Here is an 18,231-nt window from a genome sequence, read left to right as displayed (position 1 = left end):
GACCGTCAGGGCGCGTACTTGTAACCCACCCGGCGCACCGTCTGGATCGCACCGCGGTGCGCCGCGCCCAGCTTGCGGCGCAGGCGGGCGACGTGGACGTCCACGGTCCGCCCGTCGCCGACGTGGCCGTAGCCCCACACGGTGGTCACCAGCTGGTCCCGGCTGTGCACCCGGTGCGGGTGCTTCACCAGGTGCGCGAGGAGCTCGAACTCCAGGTAGGTCAGGTCGAGCACCTGCCCGTCGACCTCGGCGGTGCGCTGCGCCGGGTCGATGCGCACCAGGGCGTCGCCCTCCGGGGCGGACGGCGCCGGCGCCGTCCGCCCCGCCGACTGCACCGCCGCCGGTGCGGCCACGGCCTGCGGGGCGAAGGGGGCGGGCTGCTGCTGGTCGGCCGGGACCAGGACCAGGTAGCCGACCATCGGCGGCCGGCCGGGCAGCGCCGGGAGCGTGTGCTGCGGCGCGGGCAGCCAGGTGGCGCCGGGCGGGAGCAGCTCCACCACCCGGGCCGCCTCGTCCCGGTCCACGGACCGCAGCCGATGGTGCGGACTGGGCGGCAAGGCCAGGCGGGTGGCGGTCGCGGCGGAGGCGAGCGGACGGGTCTGGGTCTGGGTCATGAGTGGTCGGCTCTTTCACGCGGAGTGGTCGGCAGGAGACGTACGTACGGACGTACGGACGTCGTCGATGTCGTACCGCGCAGACCGAAGGCCTCGACGCAGATCAGGAGGGCGATCCGGAGGTTTTAGAGGGCCGGCGCGTTCTTCGCGCGGCAACACACCCGGTCGAAATCGTGGTCCTGACGGGACGGCCAGAACGGCTCGAGGTCGCTGCGACCTGACGAGGTGTGTGAGTGGCTGGCCATGGCTCCATTCAAGCAGACGGGGGAGGGCGGGGGCAGGCCCCGTCTCACGTCGTGGAGCGGAATCCCATATTCCCTCGAGCGGCTCATCCCAATACGGGACACAACGCCCCGGGGGGTGCACGACGACGCCCGCCGGGCCGGAGGCGGCCAGACGGGCGTCGGTGGCGTGAGCGGGAGCTGCGGCGGGGAGAACCGCGGCGCGGTCCTAGACCAGGCCGTCCTTCTCCAGGCCCGCGCAGCAGGTGTCCGTGATGAGACGGGTCACCACGTACGGGTCCACGTTGGCGTTCGGGCGGCGGTCCTCGATGTAGCCCTTGCCGTCCTTCTCCACCTGCCACGGGATGCGCACCGAGGCGCCGCGGTCCGAGACGCCGTAGCTGAACTCGTTCCACGGGGCGGTCTCGTGCAGACCCGTCAGGCGCTCGTCGATGCCGGCGCCGTAGTTCTTCACGTGGTCCAGCGGCTTGCTGCCGTCGCCCAGCGCCTCGCACGCCGAGATGATCGCGCGGTAGTCCTCGCGCATCGCCTTCGTGGAGAAGTTGGTGTGCGCGCCCGCGCCGTTCCAGTCGCCCTTCACCGGCTTCGGGTTCAGCGTCGCCGAGACGTTGAAGTCCTCGGCGGTGCGGTAGAGCAGCCAACGGGCGATCCACAGCTGGTCGGAGACCTCCAGCGGGCCCACCGGACCGACCTGGAACTCCCACTGGCCGGGCATGACCTCGGCGTTGATGCCGGAGATGCTCAGGCCCGCCGCCAGGCAGTGGTCCAGGTGCTTCTCGACGATCTCGCGGCCGAAGATCTCATCCGAGCCGACACCGCAGTAGTAGCCGCCCTGCGCGGCCGGGAAGCCGTTCACCGGGAAGCCGAGCGGACGGGCGCCGTCGAAGAAGGTGTACTCCTGCTCGATGCCGAAGATCGGCTCCTGCCCGGCGAACTTCTCGGCGACCGGACGCAGCAGCGCGCGGGTGTTCGACGCGTGCGGGGTCATGTCGATGTTCAGGACCTCGCACAGCACGAGGACGTTGTCACCGCCGCGGATCGGGTCCGGACAGGAGAAGACCGGCTGCAGGACGCGGTCGGAGGCGTGGCCCTCGGCCTGGTTCGTGCTCGATCCGTCGAAGCCCCAGATCGGCAGCGCGTCGCCGTCCGCCAGGATCTTCGTCTTGGAGCGAAGCTTCGCCGTCGGCTCGGTGCCGTCGATCCAGATGTATTCAGCCTTGTAGCTCACGGGCCCCATCCTCAGACTCTGCGGTGCTGCTGGTCGCTGCTCATCTCGCGGCTTCGTCGCTGCGGTGATGACCGCAGCGTGCCCGCCCGCGATTTCCCTTCCGTTGCCCGCGTGTGAACCCCGTGTTACCGACGTTTACGGCGCAGGTCGGGTCGGCTGTGCGGATGGGGCGCGGGTTGGTGGAGGAACACCTGTCCGGGTGGGGCAGACTGGGCAGGTGAGCATTTTGTCTGATGTGACCTCAGCCGGAGACCCCGCCGAGAACCCCGCCGAAGCCCCTGCCGAGAGCGCGGCAGCGGGCGCCGCCGCAGGCCCCCGGCCCCGTGTCGGACTCCTGGGGACCGGGCCCTGGGCACACCGCACGCACGCCCCCGCGCTCGCCGCGCACGCCGGCTCCGACTTCGCCGGCGTATGGGGCCGCCGGCCCGAGGCCGCGGCCGAGCTGGCACAGGCGTACGGCGTGAAGGTGTACGAAGACCCCGACGAGCTGTTCGCCGACTGTGACGCCGTCGCCTTCGCCCTGCCGCCGGACGTACAGGCCCCGCTCGCCGTGCGCGCCGCCGCCGCCGGCTGCCACCTGCTGCTCGACAAGCCCGTCGCCACGACGGCCGAGGACGCCCGGGCCGTCGCCGACGCCGCCGCGCGCCACCAGGTCGCGTCCGTCGTCTTCTTCACCCTGCGCTTCGCCGAGCCCACCGCAGGCTGGGTCACGGAACAGGCCGCCCGCGCCGGCTGGTTCACCGCGGCCGCCCACTGGCTCGGCGCCGTCTTCCCGCCCGACGGCACGCCCAGCGCGTACGCCGCCTCGCCCTGGCGCAAGGCCAAGGGCGGGCTGTGGGACGTCGGCCCGCACGCGCTCTCCGTCCTGGTCCCGATCCTCGGCGACGTCACCTCGGTCAGCGCCACCCGGGGCCCCTCCGACGTGGTCCAGCTGGCCCTGCGGCACACCTCCGGCGCTGCCAGCACCGCGGTCCTCAGCCTGGGCGCGCCGAAGGAGGCCGCCGGGGTGGGCCTGGAACTGCGCGGTACCGAGGGCGTCCACACCCTGCCCGGCTGGAGCGACGTACCCGGCGCTTACGGGCGCGCCCTGGACGCACTGCTCACCGCGGCCCGGACCGGGGTGGCGGACCCGCGCGGGGCGGAGTTCGCCGCCCGTGTGACGGAGATCCTGGCGGAGGCCGAGGGACAGCTCCCGACGGAGTGACGGCCGCGGGCGGGGCGCGCAGCCGGTCGTCCCGGCCGGCTCCCCGCCCCCGGGGCGGGGAGCCGGCCACCGTCACTTGATCAGGGCGTTGGCCACGATGATGGCCAGCCCGATCGTGGCGTCGGCCAGACCCATCAGCAGCGCGGAGCGCAGCCGGTAGCCGACGCGGATCGCCACGCAGGCGCCCCAGGCGAACAGCAGGGCGGTGTTCAGACCGAGGCCCGTGGCGGTCACGCCGTACGAGTCCCAGCCCGTCAGCCCGGCGAGGACGAGGAGCAGCACGGTGGGCAGGGTGGCCGCGATCATCGGCCACTCGTGCCACAGGGCCGTGACCAGCAGCCGCCACCGGTGCCCTACGGAGCCCCGCTGATGGGTGGACATGTGGTGCGAGTAGCCGTGGGCGAGCCCGGCCGTGACGGCGGTGACGACCACCCAGCTGGCGTCGTAGAACGGGGTGTACTCGCCACCCTTCTGGTCCAGCGCGGCCAACAGCCCACTGGCCAGCACCGTCCCGTACACCCCGCCGAACATCCAGTCGGCTCCTCGGGGGGGGGGGGGGAGCGGGGGGGGGGTGGGGCTGGAGGGTTGGGCTTGGCTGGGGGTGGGCATGTCGGGCTGCTGCTGGTTCACTCCGTGGTCCTTTGGTGCGGTATCCGCCGATTTGGTACTGCGGCCAGCCTACGGGGGGTGAGGGCGGGGCGAGTGGGGTGGAGTGAATGGGGTGGAGTGAATGGGGTGGGCGGGGCTTCGGGGGCTTGAGTCCGGCGGGGGCTGATCAGGGAGGGTTGGGGGGGTTCCCGCCAGTCCCACTGTCTTTCCGGGTCGGGCCGCCCTGTCAAGGGCGCTCCCTTCGGTCGCGTCGCTGCGCGATGGCCTGCGGCCACCCTTGACAGGCCGTCCCGACCCGGAAAGACAAGGACTGACGGGAACCCCCCAAAAGAACGGTCCACTGGGTCCAGATACCGACCCATGGGCATCAGCGACCGGGCCCCTAGCCGCCCGGGGGGGCGGGCACGCCCCGGCCCGGGCCCGCAGGAGGCGCTCCCGGGTCGGGGGCTGCCCAACCCGCACCAAACAGCGGCGAGAAGAGCATCCGGCCCCCCTACGCGCCAGATCGCTACGCGCTTCTCATGTCTCGGCGTCCGACGGCCGTCTGGGGCTGGGAACAGGTGCGGAAAATGAGACGCGGTGGCTCTCCTGCTCTGAGAGGCTGGCGCGCCGGCCCGCCGTCCTGCAGTTCGATACAGGAGTGATCGTGATTCCGCCTCGTCTGGTCCCGTTGGTGCAGCAGTTCGACTTTGCGCGCGAGCGCCTCACCAACCGCATGTCAGGGCCTGTCATGGACAGTGGAGACGGGGCGGACACCAAGGTCGGGCCCATGACCCGCGAGGAGTTCCTCTGGGAGCCGGTGGGGGGTTGTTGGTCGGTGCGGCGGCGAACCGACGGGCCCGGACCACGTGCCACGCTGCTGGCCGGCACGGGTGACTGGGGTCGCGACGCGGCGTCGTACCCGCATCCCTGGCCCCCGCCGTTCACCACCATCGCGTGGCGCCTGAGCCACCTGAGCGAAATGCTCACCCTTCGCGCCGACCACACGGCCGGCAGCCGCTCGCGTACCCGGGACGACTACCGCGTCAGCGGGGACGTCGAGGAAGCGGTCGCGGCCTTCGACACCGCCGCCGGCGCGTGGCGGGAAGCGCTGCTGAGCGTCGACGATGCCGCACTGGACACCGTGGGGTACTGCACCTACCCGCACGGCAGCGACTCGGAGGAACCCTTCATCGACATCGCCTGGTGGGTCAACCAGGAACTACTGCACCACGGTGCGGAAATCGCGCTCCTCCGCGACCTCCACCGTGAAGCCTCTTCCCAGCCCCAGACGGCCGTCGGACGCTGAGAGATGAGGAGCGCGTAGCGATCTGACGCGTAGGGGATGGGGAGGGGCTTCTGGGCGCTGTTCGGTGCGGGTTGGGCGGCCCCCGGCCCGGATGGCCTTCCTGTTCGCCCCGCGTGCGGATCGTGTCTGCCCCCGGCGTGCCAAGGGCCCTGGTCCCTGATGTCCGTTAATGGACTCCGTCCCCAGTGGACCGTTCTTTTGGGGGGTTCCCGTCAGTCCTTGTCTTTCCGGGGCGGGACGGTCTGTCAAGGGTGGCCGCAGGCCATCGCGCAGCGACGCGACGAAGGAGCGCTCTTGACAGGGCGGCCCGCCCCGGAAGGACAGTGGGACTGGCGGGAAACCCCCAAACCCTCCCTGATCGGCCCCCACCGGAATCAGGATCCCGCCGTTCCCGAAGCCCCCGACCCACCCTCCGATCCCTCCCCCAGGACTACCCCCCCCCCACCACCCCCACCAGCACCTCCACCGCCCTGGCGAACGCCGCGTTCGGGGGTGCCGCGTAGCCGATCACCAGGCCCTCGCGGGGCGGGGTCGGGTCCGCCCGGTGCTGGTAGGACGAGAGGCCGTCCAGGGCGAGGCCCGCCGTTCGGGCCGCCGACAGGGTCGAAGCCTCGGTGCCCGGGGCAAGTTCCAGTACCGCGTGGAGGCCGGCCGAGATGCCCGTCAGCCGGATGTCGGGCGCCCGTGCGGCCAGTACCGACACCAGCTGGTCCCGGCGCTCCCGATAGTGCTTCCGCATCCGGCGGACGTGCCGGTCGTACGCGCCGCACTCGATGAAGTCGGCCAGCGCCAGCTGGTCCAGCGCGCTCGCCCAGGACTCCCGCTGCCCCTTCGCCGCCAGTACCTCGTCCACCAGCCGGTCCGGCAGGACCAGCCAGCCGAGGCGGAGCGCCGGGGAGAGGCTCTTGCTCAGCGAGCCCGCGTAGACCACGTGCTCCGGGGCCAGGCCCTGGAGGGCGCCGACGGGTTTGCGGTCGTAGCGGAACTCCCCGTCGTAGTCGTCCTCCACGATCACACCGCCCGTCGCGCGGGCCCAGTCCACGGCGGCGGCGCGGCGCGCGGGCAGCAGGCGGCCCCCGGTGGGGAACTGGTGCGCCGGGGTGAGCAGCAACGTGCGCACCCGTGAGGGCAGTTCCTCGTTCGTCCGCGCGCCGTCCCCGTCGACCGCCACGGGGTGCGGGCGCACCCCCGCGGCGTCCAGGATGCCGTGGTGGAAGGGGAGCCCGTACGCCTCGACGGCCCAGTCCCGGGGCCGGACGGAGGCGAGGAGGCGCAGACCGTTGGCGAAGCCGGAGCAGACCACGATGTTCTCCGGGCCGGTCCGCACGCCCCGTGCCCGGGACAAGTAGGCGGCCAGGGCCCGCCGCAGTTCGGGCCGGCCGCGCGGATCGCCGGGGCCGAAGGCCTCGGTGGGCGCCTCGGAGAGCGCCCGCCGGGCGCTGGCGGCCCACGGGCCCCGGGGGAAGGAGGCCGGGTCGGGCTTGCCCTGGAGCAGGTCGTAACGGGGACCCGCGGCCGGCGGTCCCGCGCCCACGCCGCGTCCGGCGCTGCTTCCTTCCCCGGCGCCGCTTCCTTCCCCGGCGCCCCGCTCCGTGTCGGCGGCACTCCGCCCCCCGCCCCGCTCCGCCACCCCCTCCGCCACTCGGGTCCCGGAGCCCTGGCGGGCGGTGAACCAGCCCTCGGCGACGAGTTCGGCGTAGGCGTCGGCGACGGCGTTGCGGGCCAGTCCGAGGTCGGCGGCCAGTGTCCGGTACGGCGGCAGCCGGGTCCCGCCGGCCAGCCTCCCGCTGCGGACGGCGCTGCGCAGGGCCTGGGCGAGGGCCGTCCGCCGGGCGCCTTCGGTGGGGAGGTCGAGGTGCAGGTCGGCGCCCGTACCGCCGTCGTCGGCGGCCGTCACGCGTCGGCCTGCGGCGCGAAGACGGTGTGGGCCGCCGTCAGGAAGCGGCGGACGGTGTCCCGTTCGGCGGGGTCGAAGGAGTCCAGTACCCGCAGCACCCCGTCGATCAGCGGGCCGAAGAACTCCCGGCCCAGCCGCATCGCCTCCGGCTCCACGCGCAGCAGGATCCGGCGCCGGTCGCGGTCGTCGCGGACCCGCGCCACATGGCCGAGCCGCTCCAGCCGGTCGATCACGGCGGTGGTGCCCGCCGAGTTGAGGCCGAGGCGGGTGCCGAGCAGGCCCGCGGTGGCGGCCTCGCCGGCGCGGTCCGCGTCCAGCAGGCAGATCAGGGCCCGCACATCGGTGGGGTGCATGCCGTTGCGGGCGGCGAACTCCGCCTGGCGCAGGCCGAATTCGACGGTCACCGCCCGCAGCAGGTGCACCAGCCGCAGATTCTCGGCTTCTCCGTTGTCGCTCACATCGCCTCCGTCTAATATCTCTCGCCAAGCGAGATTATCGCCCAACGAGGTATTGGAGCCAGCCGTGTCCCGGACCCCTCGCCTGCCCGCCGCCTCCGACCGGTTCCGTACCGCCTACGAGGAGGTCCTGGCCCAGTGGCCCGTACCGGTCCGGAGCGCCGACCTGCCCACCCCGTACGGCCTCACCCGCGTCCACAGCTGCGGCCCGGCCGGGGCTCCGCCGCTGGTGCTGCTGCCCGGCGCGGGCGCCACCTCCACGGTCTGGGGAGCCTGCGCCGGGGCCGGGCTCGCCGGCACCCACCGGGTGCACGCCGTGGACCTGGTGGGGGAGCCCGGGCTCAGCGTCCCGGAGCCCGGGCGGGTCGTACGGACCACCGGGGACCTCGTCGGATGGCTCGACGCGGTGATCGACGGGCTCGGCCCGCAGGGCCCCGTCACCCTCGGCGGCCACTCGTACGGGGCCTGGATCGCCGCCCACTACGCGGCCGCGCGGCCCGCCCGGCTCGGCCGTCTCGTGCTGCTCGACCCGACCCAGGTCTTCGCCGGTCTCCGCCCCGGCTACGTGCTGCGCGCGCTGCCCATGCTGGTGCGGCCCACCCCGGAGCGGATCGGCTCCTTCCTGGCCTGGGAGAGCGGCGGAGCCGCGCTCGACCCGGCCTGGCTGCGGCTCCAGGGCGAGACCGCCCGCTTCCCGGCCGTCCGTCCGGTCACCGGGCCGCGCCCCGACCTGGCCGGATTGGGGGAAGCGCCGGTCGGCGGGACGTCTGGGACGGGCGTCGACGTGCGGGTCCTGTTCGCCGGGCGCGCCCGCTGCCACGACGCCGACCGGGTGGCCGGGGCCGCGCGGCGGGTGCTCCCGGGCGCGCGGGTCGACGTACTGCCCGGGGTTTCGCACCACGCGCTGCCGCTGACGGCGGCCGGGGAGATCGCCCGGCTGATGACGAGCTAGCCCTTGCGGGCCAGGGCTTCGCGGACGGCCTCCTCCGAGCGGGCGACCACCGCCGTGCCGTCCTCGGCGGTGATGATCGGACGCTGGATCAGCTTCGGGTGCGCGGCCAGGTGCGCGATCCAGCGGCCCCGCGCCGCGTCGGTGGCCTCGCGCGGCAGGTCGCGTACGCCCGTCTCCTTGGCCAGCGGGTCGGAGGTGCGGGTGATGTCCCAGGGCTCCAGTCCGAGGCGGCCGAGCACCTCGCGGATCTCGTCCTCGGAGGGCACGTCCTCCAGGTAGCGGCGGACGGTGTAGTCGGCGCCCTCGGCGTCCAGCAGGGTCAGTGCGCTGCGGCACTTCGAGCACGCGGGATTGATCCAGATCTCCATGCCGCCCAGCCTATCCACGGGCCGTCCGGGGCCCCGTCCGATGCCGGTCCGGCCAGGGCTTTTGTCAGTGCCGGCCGGTAAAATCGAGGGAGAACGACAGGAAGCCAACTACCGTTTGGGAGGCTGTAGATGGCCACTGCCACCACCATTGCGCCCGTCAAGAGGAAGCCACTGCCGGCGGGCCTGCCCCGCGAGTGGTACGAGAGCCACAACCGCCGTCTCAAGGCGATGCGCCTGGCGATATCCCTGCTCGACTCGGGGACGTATGACGCCCGGCGCGCGACCAACCGGAAGATCCGGACGATGGCGGTGCGGACGGGCATCCACCGGCCGTCCAACGTCACCTGCAAGCTGGTGCGCGCCTTCATCCAGGCGGCGTGAGCCGGCCGTAGCGGACGGCGCGCGGGCGCCGGCCCGGCGGGGGAGGGGTCCCCGTCGGGCCGGCGTGGTGATCATGCCGGGCCGTCGGGTGACAGCAGCAGCAGGGCCACGTCGTCGCGCGGTCCGCCGTCCGTGAAGGCCAGCAGGTCCCGCCAGACCGCCCCCACCAGGCCCGCCGGATCCCGTGTCACCACGGGCAGCCGTGTGGCCAGGGGATAGAAGTGCCCCGCCGCGTCCCGTGCCTCGGTCACCCCGTCGGTGTGCAGCAGGAAGCGGTCTCCGGGACGCACCGCCAGCCCCGTGACCGGCGGCGGGTCCGGCCCCGCGAGCCCCAGGCCCAGCGGCGGGCCCGGCTCCACGGTCACTTCCTCGACCGACGGGCCGCGCAGCCGCAGGGCGGGCGGATGCCCGCAGGAGACGATCCGTACGAGGTCCAGCCCGGGCGGGAACTCCAGCAGCAGGGCCGTCGCGAACAGCTCGGGATGCCCGTCCGGCGCGGCCGCGGCGTCACACGTCAGCCGCCGGTCCAGCCGGGCCGCGACCGCCGTCAGTTCCGCGTCGTCGAGCACCGCCTCCCGGAATGCACCGAGCAGCGCCGCCACCGTGCCGACCGCCGCCAGGCCGTGGCCCTGTACGTCCGCCACCAGCGCCCGGACCCCGTACGGCCCGGCCCGGACGTCGTAGAGGTCGCCGCCGACCAGGGTGCCGCGCTGCGCCGCCCGGTAGAGGCCCGAGCAGCGCACCGGACCGACCCGTTCCGGCACCGGCGGGAGGACCGCCAGCTGCGCCGCCTCCGCCACCGACCGCACGCTGACCAGCTGCGCGTCCCGGCGCCGGCGCACCCAGGCGATCACCACGCTCAGCAGCCCGATGGCGGCCACCGTGGCCAGGTCCGCGCCCTGGGGGTTGGCGACGCCGAGGCTGCGCATGCCGAGCAGGACGAGGACGAGGGCGGCGAAGACCGCGGTCCCGGCCGCCCCGTACGCGAAGGCGGCCACCGGGGGCAGGCCCGCCAGGAAGTAGCCGAGTTCCACGTCCCCCGGGGTGAGCACCTGGGCCAGGACCAGCACCACGAGGGCCACCGCGGGCGCGAGCCGGGCCCAGCGCGGCGGCGGTGCCCCGCGCAGTCCGCCCCGGTCCTCGCGTCCGCGTCTCACCCCTCCACCCTGGTACGCGGGCCAGGCGCGCGCACCCCGGACCGGCCTGCCGGGTGGCCCGGCGCGGCCCGTGCCAGGACAGTGGTGGCGTGACGGAAGACGATGCCTCCGGCAAGGCCCTGACGCGGGCGCACATCGAGGCGCACGGCGCGGGCGGGGGCGGCGGCGGTGACGGCTCGCCAAGCGCGGACATCAGCACGCGGCTGAACTGGCTGCGGGCGGGGGTGCTTGGCGCCAACGACGGGATCATCTCGACCGCGGGCCTGGTGGTCGGCGTGGCCGGGGCCACCACCTCGCGTTCGGCGATCCTGGCGGCGGGGGTCGCCGGACTGCTGGCGGGTTCGCTGTCGATGGCGGCGGGGGAGTACGTGTCGGTCAGCTCGCAGCGGGACTCCGAACGGGCCGCGCTGGACATGGAGCGCCGCGAACTGGCCGAGGAGCCGGAGGCGGAGCTCGAGGAGCTCGCCGACCTGCTCGCGGCGCGCGGGCTGAGCCGGGAGGTGGCCCGCGAGGCCGCGGAGCAGCTGACGGAACGGGACGCGCTGCGGGCGCATGCCCGGGTGGAGCTCGGCATCGACCCCGACGAGCTGGCCAATCCGTGGCACGCGGCCTTCGCCAGTCTCGTGGCCTTCACGGTGGGCGCGCTGCTGCCGCTCCTGGCGATCGTACTGACCGGCCCGTCCGTCCGGGTGCCGGTGACGGCGGCGGCCGTGCTGGCGGCGCTGACCCTGTGCGGGGTGCTCGGCGCACGGCTGGGCGGCGCGCCCGTGCTCCGCGCGGTCCTGCGCAACGTCGCCGGGGGCGCCCTGGCCATGGCCGTCACCTACGCGGTGGGCACCTGGCTCGGCACGCTGTAACCGACTTCCGCTCCGCCCCACCCCTGCGACCGGACCTCCCGGGCTGCGCCCACCCGGCGGGGCTGAAGGGTCGGGGGGGCTCGGCCCCGGCCCCGTACCCGCGCCTTGCTCGCCGGCGGGGCCGAAGACCCCGGGGCTCCGCCCCGTGCCCGCGCCTCAATCGCCGGCGGGGCTGAAAGGCCCGGGGCTCCGCCCCGTGCCCCGCGCCTCAAACGCCGGCGGGGCTGGATGTGGCCGGCGCCATCCGCAGGGTGCGGATGGATTGCCCTGAGGGCAAAGCCGGCCCGCGCCGGGCACATCCAGCCTGAGCCGGGTACCTTCCAGCCCGAGCCGGGCCCACCGAGCCGAAGCCGGGCACATCTCAGCCCCGCCGGCGCTTGAGGCGCGGGGTCTGGGGCGGAGCCCCAGGTCCCGGCGGAGCCGGGCTCCGGTGCGGGGGCCGCGACACGGCAACGCCCGGCTCCGGCGGAGCCGTGGGCGGCGGCGTGGTGCGGCAGCGGCCAGGTCCCGGCGGAGCCGGGCTCCGGTGCGGGCGGCCCGCGGCGCGGCACGGCAGGATGGGGGCATGCGTATCGCGGTCACCGGCTCGACCGGCCTCATCGGCAGCGCCCTCGTACGGTCCCTTCGGGCCGACTCGCACGAGGTGGTGCGCTTCGTCCGCCGCCCGCCCGCCGCAGGCGACGAGGCGCGGTGGGATCCCGCCCGCGGTTACGTCGACCCCGCCGGCCTGGCCGGATGCGCGGCCGTCGTGCACCTGGCCGGGGCCGGGGTGGGGGACCACCGCTGGACCGCCGCGTACAAGAAGGAGATCCGCGACAGCCGTGTCCTCGGCACCACCGCCCTCGCGAAGGCCATGGCCGCGCTCGAGGAGCCGCCCGCCGTGTTCGTCAGCGGTTCGGCGGTCGGCTACTACGGGAACACCGGCGACCGGCCCGTCGACGAGGACGCCCCCGCCGGGCACGGCTTCCTGCCCTCCGTCTGCGTGGAGTGGGAGGCGGCCGCGCAGCCGGCCCGCGCGGCCGGGATCCGTACCGCCTTCGCCCGTACCGGACTGGTCGTCGCCCGCGAAGGCGGGGCCTGGGGAAAGCTGTTCCCGGTCTTCCGGGCCGGCATCGGCGGCCGGCTCGGCAATGGGCGGCAGTACTGGCCGTTCATCTCCCTCCACGACGAGATCGCGGCCCTGCGCCACATCATCGACACCCCCGGCATCGAGGGCCCGGTCAACCTCACCGCTCCCGAGCCGCTGACCAACCGCCAGGTCACCGCGGCCATGGCCCGGGTGCTGCACCGGCCCGCACTGCTGCCCGTACCGGCCCTGGCCCTGCGCGTCGTGCTCGGGGAGCTCTCCGAGGACGTGCTCGGCAGCCAGCGGGCCCGGCCCGCCCGGCTGCTGGAGTCCGGCTTCGTCTTCCGCCACCCCGGCATCGAGGACGCGATCCGGGCCGCCCTGTAGGGGCCGTGGGAACGTCCCCGGCGCCCGCGCGACCGGTGTGCGACCGTTCGTGAGCCGGATGCGACCACTGTGCGACCGGAGTTGACCACAATCCGGCAATACCCCGGCCAACTCGGGTTCCGCTGGAGCCGGTTGGGGGAAGGAGGTCGTGACACAGCCGCGCCGACCTCGGGGAGGGGCACGTGCTCAGCAGCTCACACCATTCCGCACACCACGCGGACGTCGTCATCGTAGGAGCCGGAGTCTCAGGACTCGCGGCAGCGCACCACCTGATCGCAGCGGGGGTCACGGTCATCGTGCTGGAGGCCGCGGGGGATCCCGGCGGCCGGATGGCCACCGTGTCGGCCGACGGGTTCCGGCTGGACCGGATCGGCCAATTGCTCAACACCGCCCACCCGGAGCTCGACCGCACCCCGGGCCTGGCGGGCCTGCCCCTGCGCCGCTTCGCGCCCGGGGTCCTGGTCCACAGCGACGGCAGGCAGCTCCGGGCCGGAGCGCTCACCCCGGCCCGCGCCCTGGCCAGCGGCTCCCTCGACCAGGCCCGGCTCAGCGCCGCCCTCGGCCGGCTCGCCGCCCTGCCGGAGGAGCGCCTGCTCGCCCGGCCCGAGCGCACCGCCCTCGCCGCCCTGCGCTCCCGCGGCCTGCCGCCGCGCACCGCCACCGGTGTGCTCCGGCCGCTGCTGTCGACCCTGCTCTGCGACCCGGGCCTCGGCACCTCCAGCCGGGTCGCCGACCTGGCCCTGCGCACCTTCGCCCGCGGCCGCCTCGCCGTACCCGAGGGCGGGGCCGCGGCCCTGCCCGAGCGGCTCGCCGCCGGGCTGCCGCCGGGCACCATCCGCACCGGGGTCCGGGTCCGTTCGGTTGCGACCAACCTGGTCACCACCGAGGAGCACGGCGACTTCGGCTGCCGCTCCGTCCTCCTGGCCACCGGGGCCCGCGCCGCCGCCGCCCTCCTGCCCGGCCTGCGCGTGCCCGACTTCCACGAGGTGACCGTCCTGCACCACGCCACCGCCGCACCCCTGCCCTGGGACGGCTCGCTGCTCCTGGACGGCGACCCCAAGTGGCCCGTCTCGCACACCGCCGTGATGAGCGCGGTCGACCCGACGCGGGCCCCGGCCGGCCGGAGCCTGGTCACCACCACGGTGCTGGGCCCGCCGCCCCCGGCCCGTACGGTCGCCTCGCGCCTCGCCCGGCTCTACGACACCGCCACCCGCGACTGGGAACCGCTCGCCGTCCACCACACCCGGGAGGCCGTCCCCGCCATGCCCCCGCCCTACGACGTACGGCGCCCGGTGCGCGTGCTGGCCGGGCTGTACGTGTGCGGGGACCACCGCGACACCAATACCGTCCAGGGCGCCCTGCGCTCGGCCCGCCGCGCCACCCACGCTGTCCTGCGCGACTTCGGCATCCCCGTCCCGGCCACCCGGGAACCCGCCCTTCCGGTGGCGGCCTGAGAACCACCAGGCCCGAGAACCCCCCGGCCCGAGAACCACCCGGTGACGCCGGCGGGGCCGCCACGGCCCCGCCGGCCCGCGGTCACGACAGGGCCGCGACCCGGTCCCGGTACGTCCGCACGGCGGACGCGTCCCGGTACGGCTCCAGCCTCCGCTCGAAGTCCCGTACGTACTCCACCGCCCGCACCGACCGCATCTCCATCGCCTGCTGCGCCGCCTCCGCCCCCAGCGCGCACGCCTGGTCCAGCTCGCCCAGCCCCAGCCGGGCCGTGGCCAGCACCACCCGGCAGAACAGCCGGGACCGCGCGTACGCGGGCGCCCGCAGCTGGAGCGAGCGCTCCGCGTGCTGCGCCGAGGCCCGGTACTGCTGGAGGTCCCGGTGGCAGTGCCCGAACTCGTCCGCCAGCTGCGCCTCGTCGAAGTGCCGCGCCCAGTGGGGTACGTCGTCCCCCGGCCGGGCGGCGCCCAGCGCCCGCTCGGCCCGCACCAGCGAGGCCGTCGACGCCCGCACCTCGCCGAGCACCGCGTGCCCGCGCGCCTCCGCCGAGTGCAGCAGCGCCTGCACCACCGGCGGGGGACCGGAGCCCACCCCCTGCTGGGCGACGCGGGCCAGCTGCACCGCCTCCCGGCCGTGGCCCAGATAGACCGCCTGCCGGCTCATGGTCACCAGCACGTACGAGCCGTACGGCCGGTCCCCGGCGGCCTGGGCGAGCCGCAGCGCCTGCACGAAGTACCGCTGGGCCAGCCCGTGCGCGGCGATGTCGTACGAGGTCCAGCCCGCGAGCCGGGTCAGATCGGCCGCGGCCGAGAACAGCCGCCGCCCGGTGGTCTCCCCGTAGGTCCCCCGGAGCATCGGCTCGGCCTCGTGCTCCAGGTACCGCACCAGGGCCTGCCGGGCGTGCCCGCCGCCGTAGGCGTGGTCCAGGGCGCGGAACAGCTCGCTCACCGAGCGCAGGGCGGCGATGTCCCCGCCGGTCACCCGCTGCCCGGGCCCCCGGTCGAGCTGCCGCTGCCGGGGGACCGTGGCCCGGCCCTGCACCGGGACCCGGGCCGCCGGGTCCGCGCCCCGCGCCACCCGCTCGTCGGCCCGCCCGATCAGCCAGTCCCGGCTGGGGACGACCAGCCCGGCCGGGGTGAAGGCGATCTTGCGGAGCTCGGCGTGGGATCCGGAGTCCTTGCGCCACAGGCCGCTGGCGATGTCCACGGCCTCTTCCGGGGTGGCCGCGAACTCCAGGCCGGCGTAGACGGGGGCGCAGGCGTCCAGGCCGAGGTCCTGCGCGGAGAGCCGCCGTCCGAGGCGCCGGGTGAAGACCTCGGCGATCAGCGCGGGGGTGGTTCCGCGCGGCTGCTGCCCGCGCAGCCAGCGGGTCACGGAGGTCTTGTCGTACCGCAGATCGAGACCGTGTTCCAGGCCCAGCTGGTCGACGCGGCGGGCGAGCCCGGCGTTGGAGAACCCGGCTTCCGCGATCAGTGCCGCCAGCTGCCTGTTGGGGACGCGCTGGGCAGGTCGTTCCGTCATCGGCTCCACGGTCTCCTGACGTGACGGACCGGAGTCCCGGCCCTGTGAACGGCGTGAATGTAGCGGCGAACCTCGTCCACACCGCCCTCTCTGCCCCACATTCATCCGATCGTGTGCAGAATCGGTAGGGCGCTTTACGGACCGATCCCCTCCGCCCGCGTACGCTGCGCCCATGACCCGCCGGCCCCATCGGACGCACCTTCCCGAGGAGCGCCCAGAATCCACAGCTCCGCTTCCCCCGCCCGAGCTCACCGAGGCGGAGTGCCGCCGCTGCGGGACCTACATCGCCGGGCTGGACGGCCGGTACGCGTGCGGGGTGTGCGGCTGGGTCAACGACCACTCGGAGGGGCACCGGCGGCTGCCGCGGGCCGACGAGGACCCGGATCGGCCGCCGAAGGGCCGGCGCCGGCCGAAGCAGCTGCCGTGGCCCCCGCCGGGGCTCTCGGAGGGGCCGCCGTACCCTTGCTGAGTGCGATACGTGCACACAGCAGGTTCAACGAGGAGGCGCTGCGGTGGCTGAGCTTGGGTTTGTCCATCTGGGCTTCGGGCCGGAAGCCGTCGAGTACACCCGGGCCTGGGAAGAGCAGCGCCGGGTGCACGCCGCCCGCTTCGCGGACGAGATCGAGGACACCTGCCTGCTGCTGGAGCACCTGCCGGTGTACACCGCCGGCCGGCGCACCGATCCCAGTGAGCGCCCGCTGGACGGTACGCCCGTCGTCGACGTGGACCGCGGCGGGAAGATCACCTGGCACGGCCCGGGCCAGCTGGTCGGCTACCCGATCATGAAGCTGCCCCGCCCGGTGGACGTGGTCGCCCATGTCCGCCGCCTGGAGGAGGCGCTGATCCGCACCGCCGCCGAGTTCGGCCTGGAGACCACCAGGGTCGAGGGCCGCAGCGGGGTCTGGGTGCTCGGCGACCCCGTGGAGGACCGCCCCGTGATCGGCGGGCTCTCCCTCGACCTCGACCCGCGGCTGCACGACGAGGAGTTCGACCCGCGCCTGAACGGGCCCGAGTACGCCCCGTCCAACGCGGGCCAGCGCCGCGAGGACCGCAAGCTCGCCGCCATCGGCATCCGCGTCGCCAAGGGCGTCACGATGCACGGCTTCGCGATCAACGTGAACCCCGACAACACCTGGTTCGACCGGATCGTGCCCTGCGGGATCCGCGACGCCGGTGTGACCTCGCTCTCGTACGAACTGGGCCGCGAGATCACCATCGCCGAGGTGCTGCCGGTCGTCGAGCGGCACCTCAAGGAGGTTCTGGAGCAGGCGGAGCCCAAGCCCCGGGAGATAGAGCCGGCCGCCGGCTAGCCCCTGGGAATGGGTCCGGCCCCTCGCAGGTTGGCCGACGTAAGAGCGTACGAAATTACGGGCGTACCCTGGTGGGCGCCCGAACAATCGAAGTCACAGGGAGCCGGTCGTGTCCGCAGTCGCACCCGACGGACGCAAGATGCTGCGCCTGGAGGTCCGCAACAGCCAGACCCCCATCGAGCGCAAGCCCGAGTGGATCAAGACCCGGGCGAAGATGGGCCCCGAGTACACCAAGATGCAGGCCCTGGTGAAGGGCGAAGGACTGCACACGGTGTGCCAGGAAGCCGGTTGTCCGAACATCTACGAATGCTGGGAGGACCGCGAGGCCACCTTCCTCATCGGTGGCGACCAGTGCACCCGGCGCTGTGACTTCTGCCAGATCGACACGGGCAAGCCCGAGGCGCTGGACCGGGACGAGCCCCGCCGCGTCGGCGAGTCCGTCGTCACCATGGACCTGAACTACGCCACCATCACCGGCGTCGCCCGCGACGACCTGGCGGACGGCGGCGCCTGGCTGTACGCGGAGACCGTGCGCCAGATCCACGAGCAGACGGCCGGCCGCGAGAGCGGGCACACCAAGGTCGAGCTGCTGGCCCCCGACTTCAACGCGGTCCCGGAGCTGCTGGAGGAGGTCTTCGCCTCCCGCCCCGAGGTCTTCGCGCACAACGTCGAGACGGTGCCGCGGATCTTCAAGCGGATCCGCCCCGGCTTCCGCTACGAGCGCTCCCTCGAGGTGATCACGAAGGCCCGCGCCTACGGCCTGGTCACCAAGTCGAACCTGATCCTCGGCATGGGCGAGGAGCGCGAGGAGGTCTCGCAGGCCCTGAAGGACCTGCACGAGGCCGGCTGCGAGCTCATCACCATCACCCAGTACCTGCGGCCCTCGCCGCGCCACCACCCCGTGGAGCGCTGGGTGAAGCCGGCCGAGTTCGTGGAGCTGGCGAAGGAGGCCGAGGAGATCGGCTTCTCCGGTGTGATGTCCGGCCCGCTGGTCCGCTCCTCGTACCGGGCGGGACGTCTGTACACCCAGGCGATGGAGAAGCGCGCGGCGACCGTGTGAACTCCCGCACAAACGCTACCAAGCGGTAACCCCGCATCGGCGCGGCCCCTAGGCTCTTTCACAGGAAGAGTTCTGGCGGGCCGCGTCGATGTTTTCGAAAACGTTTGACCGGCTGGTCATGCGCTGGTAACACCAATCAGTGACGATGGTTCCACGCACCGCACACACCGCAGGCACCCACGC

General features: G+C 74.2%; 18 protein-coding genes. 10 read left to right on the top strand and 8 right to left on the bottom strand.

Going from position 1 to position 18,231, the window contains the following annotated elements; genetic code table 11:
- Positions 1-5: 5 nt before the first annotated feature.
- Together BGK67_RS11700 and glnII are read right to left on the bottom strand one after the other, a co-directional pair.
- Positions 6-614, bottom strand: coding sequence for a winged helix-turn-helix domain-containing protein (locus BGK67_RS11700; protein WP_069920028.1), 609 nt, complete (start codon positions 612-614; stop codon positions 6-8).
- Positions 615-1,064: 450 nt separating this feature from the next.
- On the bottom strand, positions 1,065-2,084 hold the full coding sequence (gene glnII / locus BGK67_RS11695; protein ID WP_069920027.1) for a glutamine synthetase: 1,020 nt from the start codon (positions 2,082-2,084) through the stop codon (positions 1,065-1,067).
- 334 nt (positions 2,085-2,418) lie between these two features.
- Here glnII and BGK67_RS11690 point away from each other — a divergent pair, with 334 nt between their 5' ends.
- Complete coding sequence (locus BGK67_RS11690) at positions 2,419-3,288, top strand: Gfo/Idh/MocA family protein (protein WP_069923796.1); 870 nt, start codon at positions 2,419-2,421, stop codon at positions 3,286-3,288.
- A 72-nt stretch (positions 3,289-3,360) separates the two neighbouring features.
- Here the strand turns inward: BGK67_RS11690 and BGK67_RS11685 are convergent, their stop codons facing one another.
- A complete protein-coding gene (locus BGK67_RS11685; protein WP_107488802.1) occupies positions 3,361-3,819 on the bottom strand; it encodes a hypothetical protein in 459 nt (152 codons plus the stop codon).
- A gap of 721 nt (positions 3,820-4,540) precedes the next feature.
- Between BGK67_RS11685 and BGK67_RS11680 the strand changes: the two genes are divergently transcribed.
- Positions 4,541-5,185, top strand: a complete 645-nt coding sequence (locus BGK67_RS11680) for a DinB family protein (RefSeq protein ID WP_069923794.1) — start codon at positions 4,541-4,543, stop codon at positions 5,183-5,185.
- Between the two features lie 430 nt (positions 5,186-5,615).
- Here BGK67_RS11680 and BGK67_RS11675 read toward each other — a convergent pair whose 3' ends face one another.
- On the bottom strand, positions 5,616-7,082 hold the full coding sequence (locus BGK67_RS11675; RefSeq protein ID WP_069920026.1) for a MocR-like pyridoxine biosynthesis transcription factor PdxR: 1,467 nt from the start codon (positions 7,080-7,082) through the stop codon (positions 5,616-5,618).
- The gene (locus BGK67_RS11670) at positions 7,079-7,540 is read right to left on the bottom strand and encodes a MarR family transcriptional regulator (RefSeq protein ID WP_069920025.1); all 462 of its coding nucleotides are present in this window, start codon (positions 7,538-7,540) and stop codon (positions 7,079-7,081) included. Before BGK67_RS11670 ends, BGK67_RS11675 begins: the two co-directional genes overlap by 4 nt.
- A gap of 64 nt (positions 7,541-7,604) precedes the next feature.
- On the opposite strand from BGK67_RS11670, the gene BGK67_RS11665 reads away from it, so the two are divergent.
- On the top strand, positions 7,605-8,489 hold the full coding sequence (locus BGK67_RS11665) for an alpha/beta fold hydrolase (protein WP_208948683.1): 885 nt from the start codon (positions 7,605-7,607) through the stop codon (positions 8,487-8,489).
- Here the strand turns inward: BGK67_RS11665 and BGK67_RS11660 are convergent.
- Positions 8,486-8,857, bottom strand: a complete 372-nt coding sequence (locus BGK67_RS11660) for an ArsC/Spx/MgsR family protein (RefSeq protein ID WP_069920024.1) — start codon at positions 8,855-8,857, stop codon at positions 8,486-8,488. The two genes, BGK67_RS11665 and BGK67_RS11660, sit on opposite strands and share 4 nt — an antisense overlap.
- Before the next feature lie 129 nt (positions 8,858-8,986).
- On the opposite strand from BGK67_RS11660, the gene BGK67_RS11655 reads away from it, so the two are divergent.
- Positions 8,987-9,238 carry a hypothetical protein gene (locus BGK67_RS11655; RefSeq protein WP_069920023.1) on the top strand — a complete coding sequence of 84 codons (252 nt, stop codon included), beginning with the start codon at positions 8,987-8,989 and terminating at the stop codon, positions 9,236-9,238.
- A gap of 71 nt (positions 9,239-9,309) precedes the next feature.
- On the opposite strand, the gene BGK67_RS11650 is transcribed toward BGK67_RS11655, so the two are convergent.
- A complete protein-coding gene (locus tag BGK67_RS11650) occupies positions 9,310-10,395 on the bottom strand; it encodes a PP2C family protein-serine/threonine phosphatase (RefSeq protein WP_069920022.1) in 1,086 nt (361 codons plus the stop codon).
- Positions 10,396-10,484: 89 nt separating this feature from the next.
- Between BGK67_RS11650 and BGK67_RS11645 the strand changes: the two genes are divergently transcribed.
- The 3 genes from BGK67_RS11645 (at position 10,485) to BGK67_RS11635 (ending at position 14,159) form a co-directional block, all read left to right on the top strand.
- The gene (locus BGK67_RS11645) at positions 10,485-11,252 is read left to right on the top strand and encodes a VIT1/CCC1 transporter family protein (RefSeq protein WP_069920021.1); all 768 of its coding nucleotides are present in this window, start codon (positions 10,485-10,487) and stop codon (positions 11,250-11,252) included.
- A gap of 565 nt (positions 11,253-11,817) precedes the next feature.
- Positions 11,818-12,705 (top strand): TIGR01777 family oxidoreductase, encoded by an 888-nt coding sequence (locus tag BGK67_RS11640; protein WP_069920020.1) that lies wholly within the window; start codon positions 11,818-11,820, stop codon positions 12,703-12,705.
- Between the two features lie 182 nt (positions 12,706-12,887).
- On the top strand, positions 12,888-14,159 hold the full coding sequence (locus BGK67_RS11635) for an FAD-dependent oxidoreductase (RefSeq protein ID WP_069920019.1): 1,272 nt from the start codon (positions 12,888-12,890) through the stop codon (positions 14,157-14,159).
- Between the two features lie 82 nt (positions 14,160-14,241).
- Here the strand turns inward: BGK67_RS11635 and BGK67_RS11630 are convergent, their stop codons facing one another.
- Positions 14,242-15,678: an NsdA family TPR-like regulatory protein gene (locus BGK67_RS11630; RefSeq protein ID WP_069920018.1), complete on the bottom strand. Its 1,437-nt coding sequence runs from the start codon at positions 15,676-15,678 to the stop codon at positions 14,242-14,244.
- A 172-nt stretch (positions 15,679-15,850) separates the two neighbouring features.
- Here BGK67_RS11630 and BGK67_RS11625 point away from each other — a divergent pair, with 172 nt between their 5' ends.
- From BGK67_RS11625 to lipA, 3 genes are all read left to right on the top strand, one after another.
- A complete protein-coding gene (locus tag BGK67_RS11625) occupies positions 15,851-16,147 on the top strand; it encodes a hypothetical protein (RefSeq protein WP_069920017.1) in 297 nt (98 codons plus the stop codon).
- 43 nt (positions 16,148-16,190) lie between these two features.
- Positions 16,191-16,988: a lipoyl(octanoyl) transferase LipB gene (gene lipB, locus BGK67_RS11620; RefSeq protein ID WP_069920016.1), complete on the top strand. Its 798-nt coding sequence runs from the start codon at positions 16,191-16,193 to the stop codon at positions 16,986-16,988.
- Positions 16,989-17,097: 109 nt separating this feature from the next.
- Positions 17,098-18,048, top strand: a complete 951-nt coding sequence (gene lipA / locus BGK67_RS11615; RefSeq protein WP_069920015.1) for a lipoyl synthase — start codon at positions 17,098-17,100, stop codon at positions 18,046-18,048.
- Positions 18,049-18,231 lie beyond the last annotated feature (183 nt).

Source organism: Streptomyces subrutilus, assembly GCF_001746425.1.
GTDB lineage: Bacteria > Actinomycetota > Actinomycetes > Streptomycetales > Streptomycetaceae > Streptomyces > Streptomyces subrutilus_A.
Note: the sequence above shows the minus strand (reverse complement) of the source record. Positions and strands in the feature narration are given on the sequence as shown.

Bases quoted from the DNA above. Each gene is read 5' to 3' on its own strand.
- BGK67_RS11700 (WP_069920028.1), bottom strand. From the start codon at position 614: ATGACCCAGACCCAGACCCGTCCGCTCGCCTCCGCCGCGACCGCCACC.
- BGK67_RS11685 (WP_107488802.1), bottom strand. From the start codon at position 3,819: ATGTTCGGCGGGGTGTACGGGACGGTGCTGGCCAGTGGGCTGTTGGCC.
- BGK67_RS11660 (WP_069920024.1), bottom strand. From the start codon at position 8,857: ATGGAGATCTGGATCAATCCCGCGTGCTCGAAGTGCCGCAGCGCACTG.
- BGK67_RS11655 (WP_069920023.1), top strand. From the start codon at position 8,987: ATGGCCACTGCCACCACCATTGCGCCCGTCAAGAGGAAGCCACTGCCG.
- BGK67_RS11640 (WP_069920020.1), top strand. From the start codon at position 11,818: ATGCGTATCGCGGTCACCGGCTCGACCGGCCTCATCGGCAGCGCCCTC.
- BGK67_RS11630 (WP_069920018.1), bottom strand. From the start codon at position 15,678: ATGACGGAACGACCTGCCCAGCGCGTCCCCAACAGGCAGCTGGCGGCA.
- BGK67_RS11625 (WP_069920017.1), top strand. From the start codon at position 15,851: ATGACCCGCCGGCCCCATCGGACGCACCTTCCCGAGGAGCGCCCAGAA.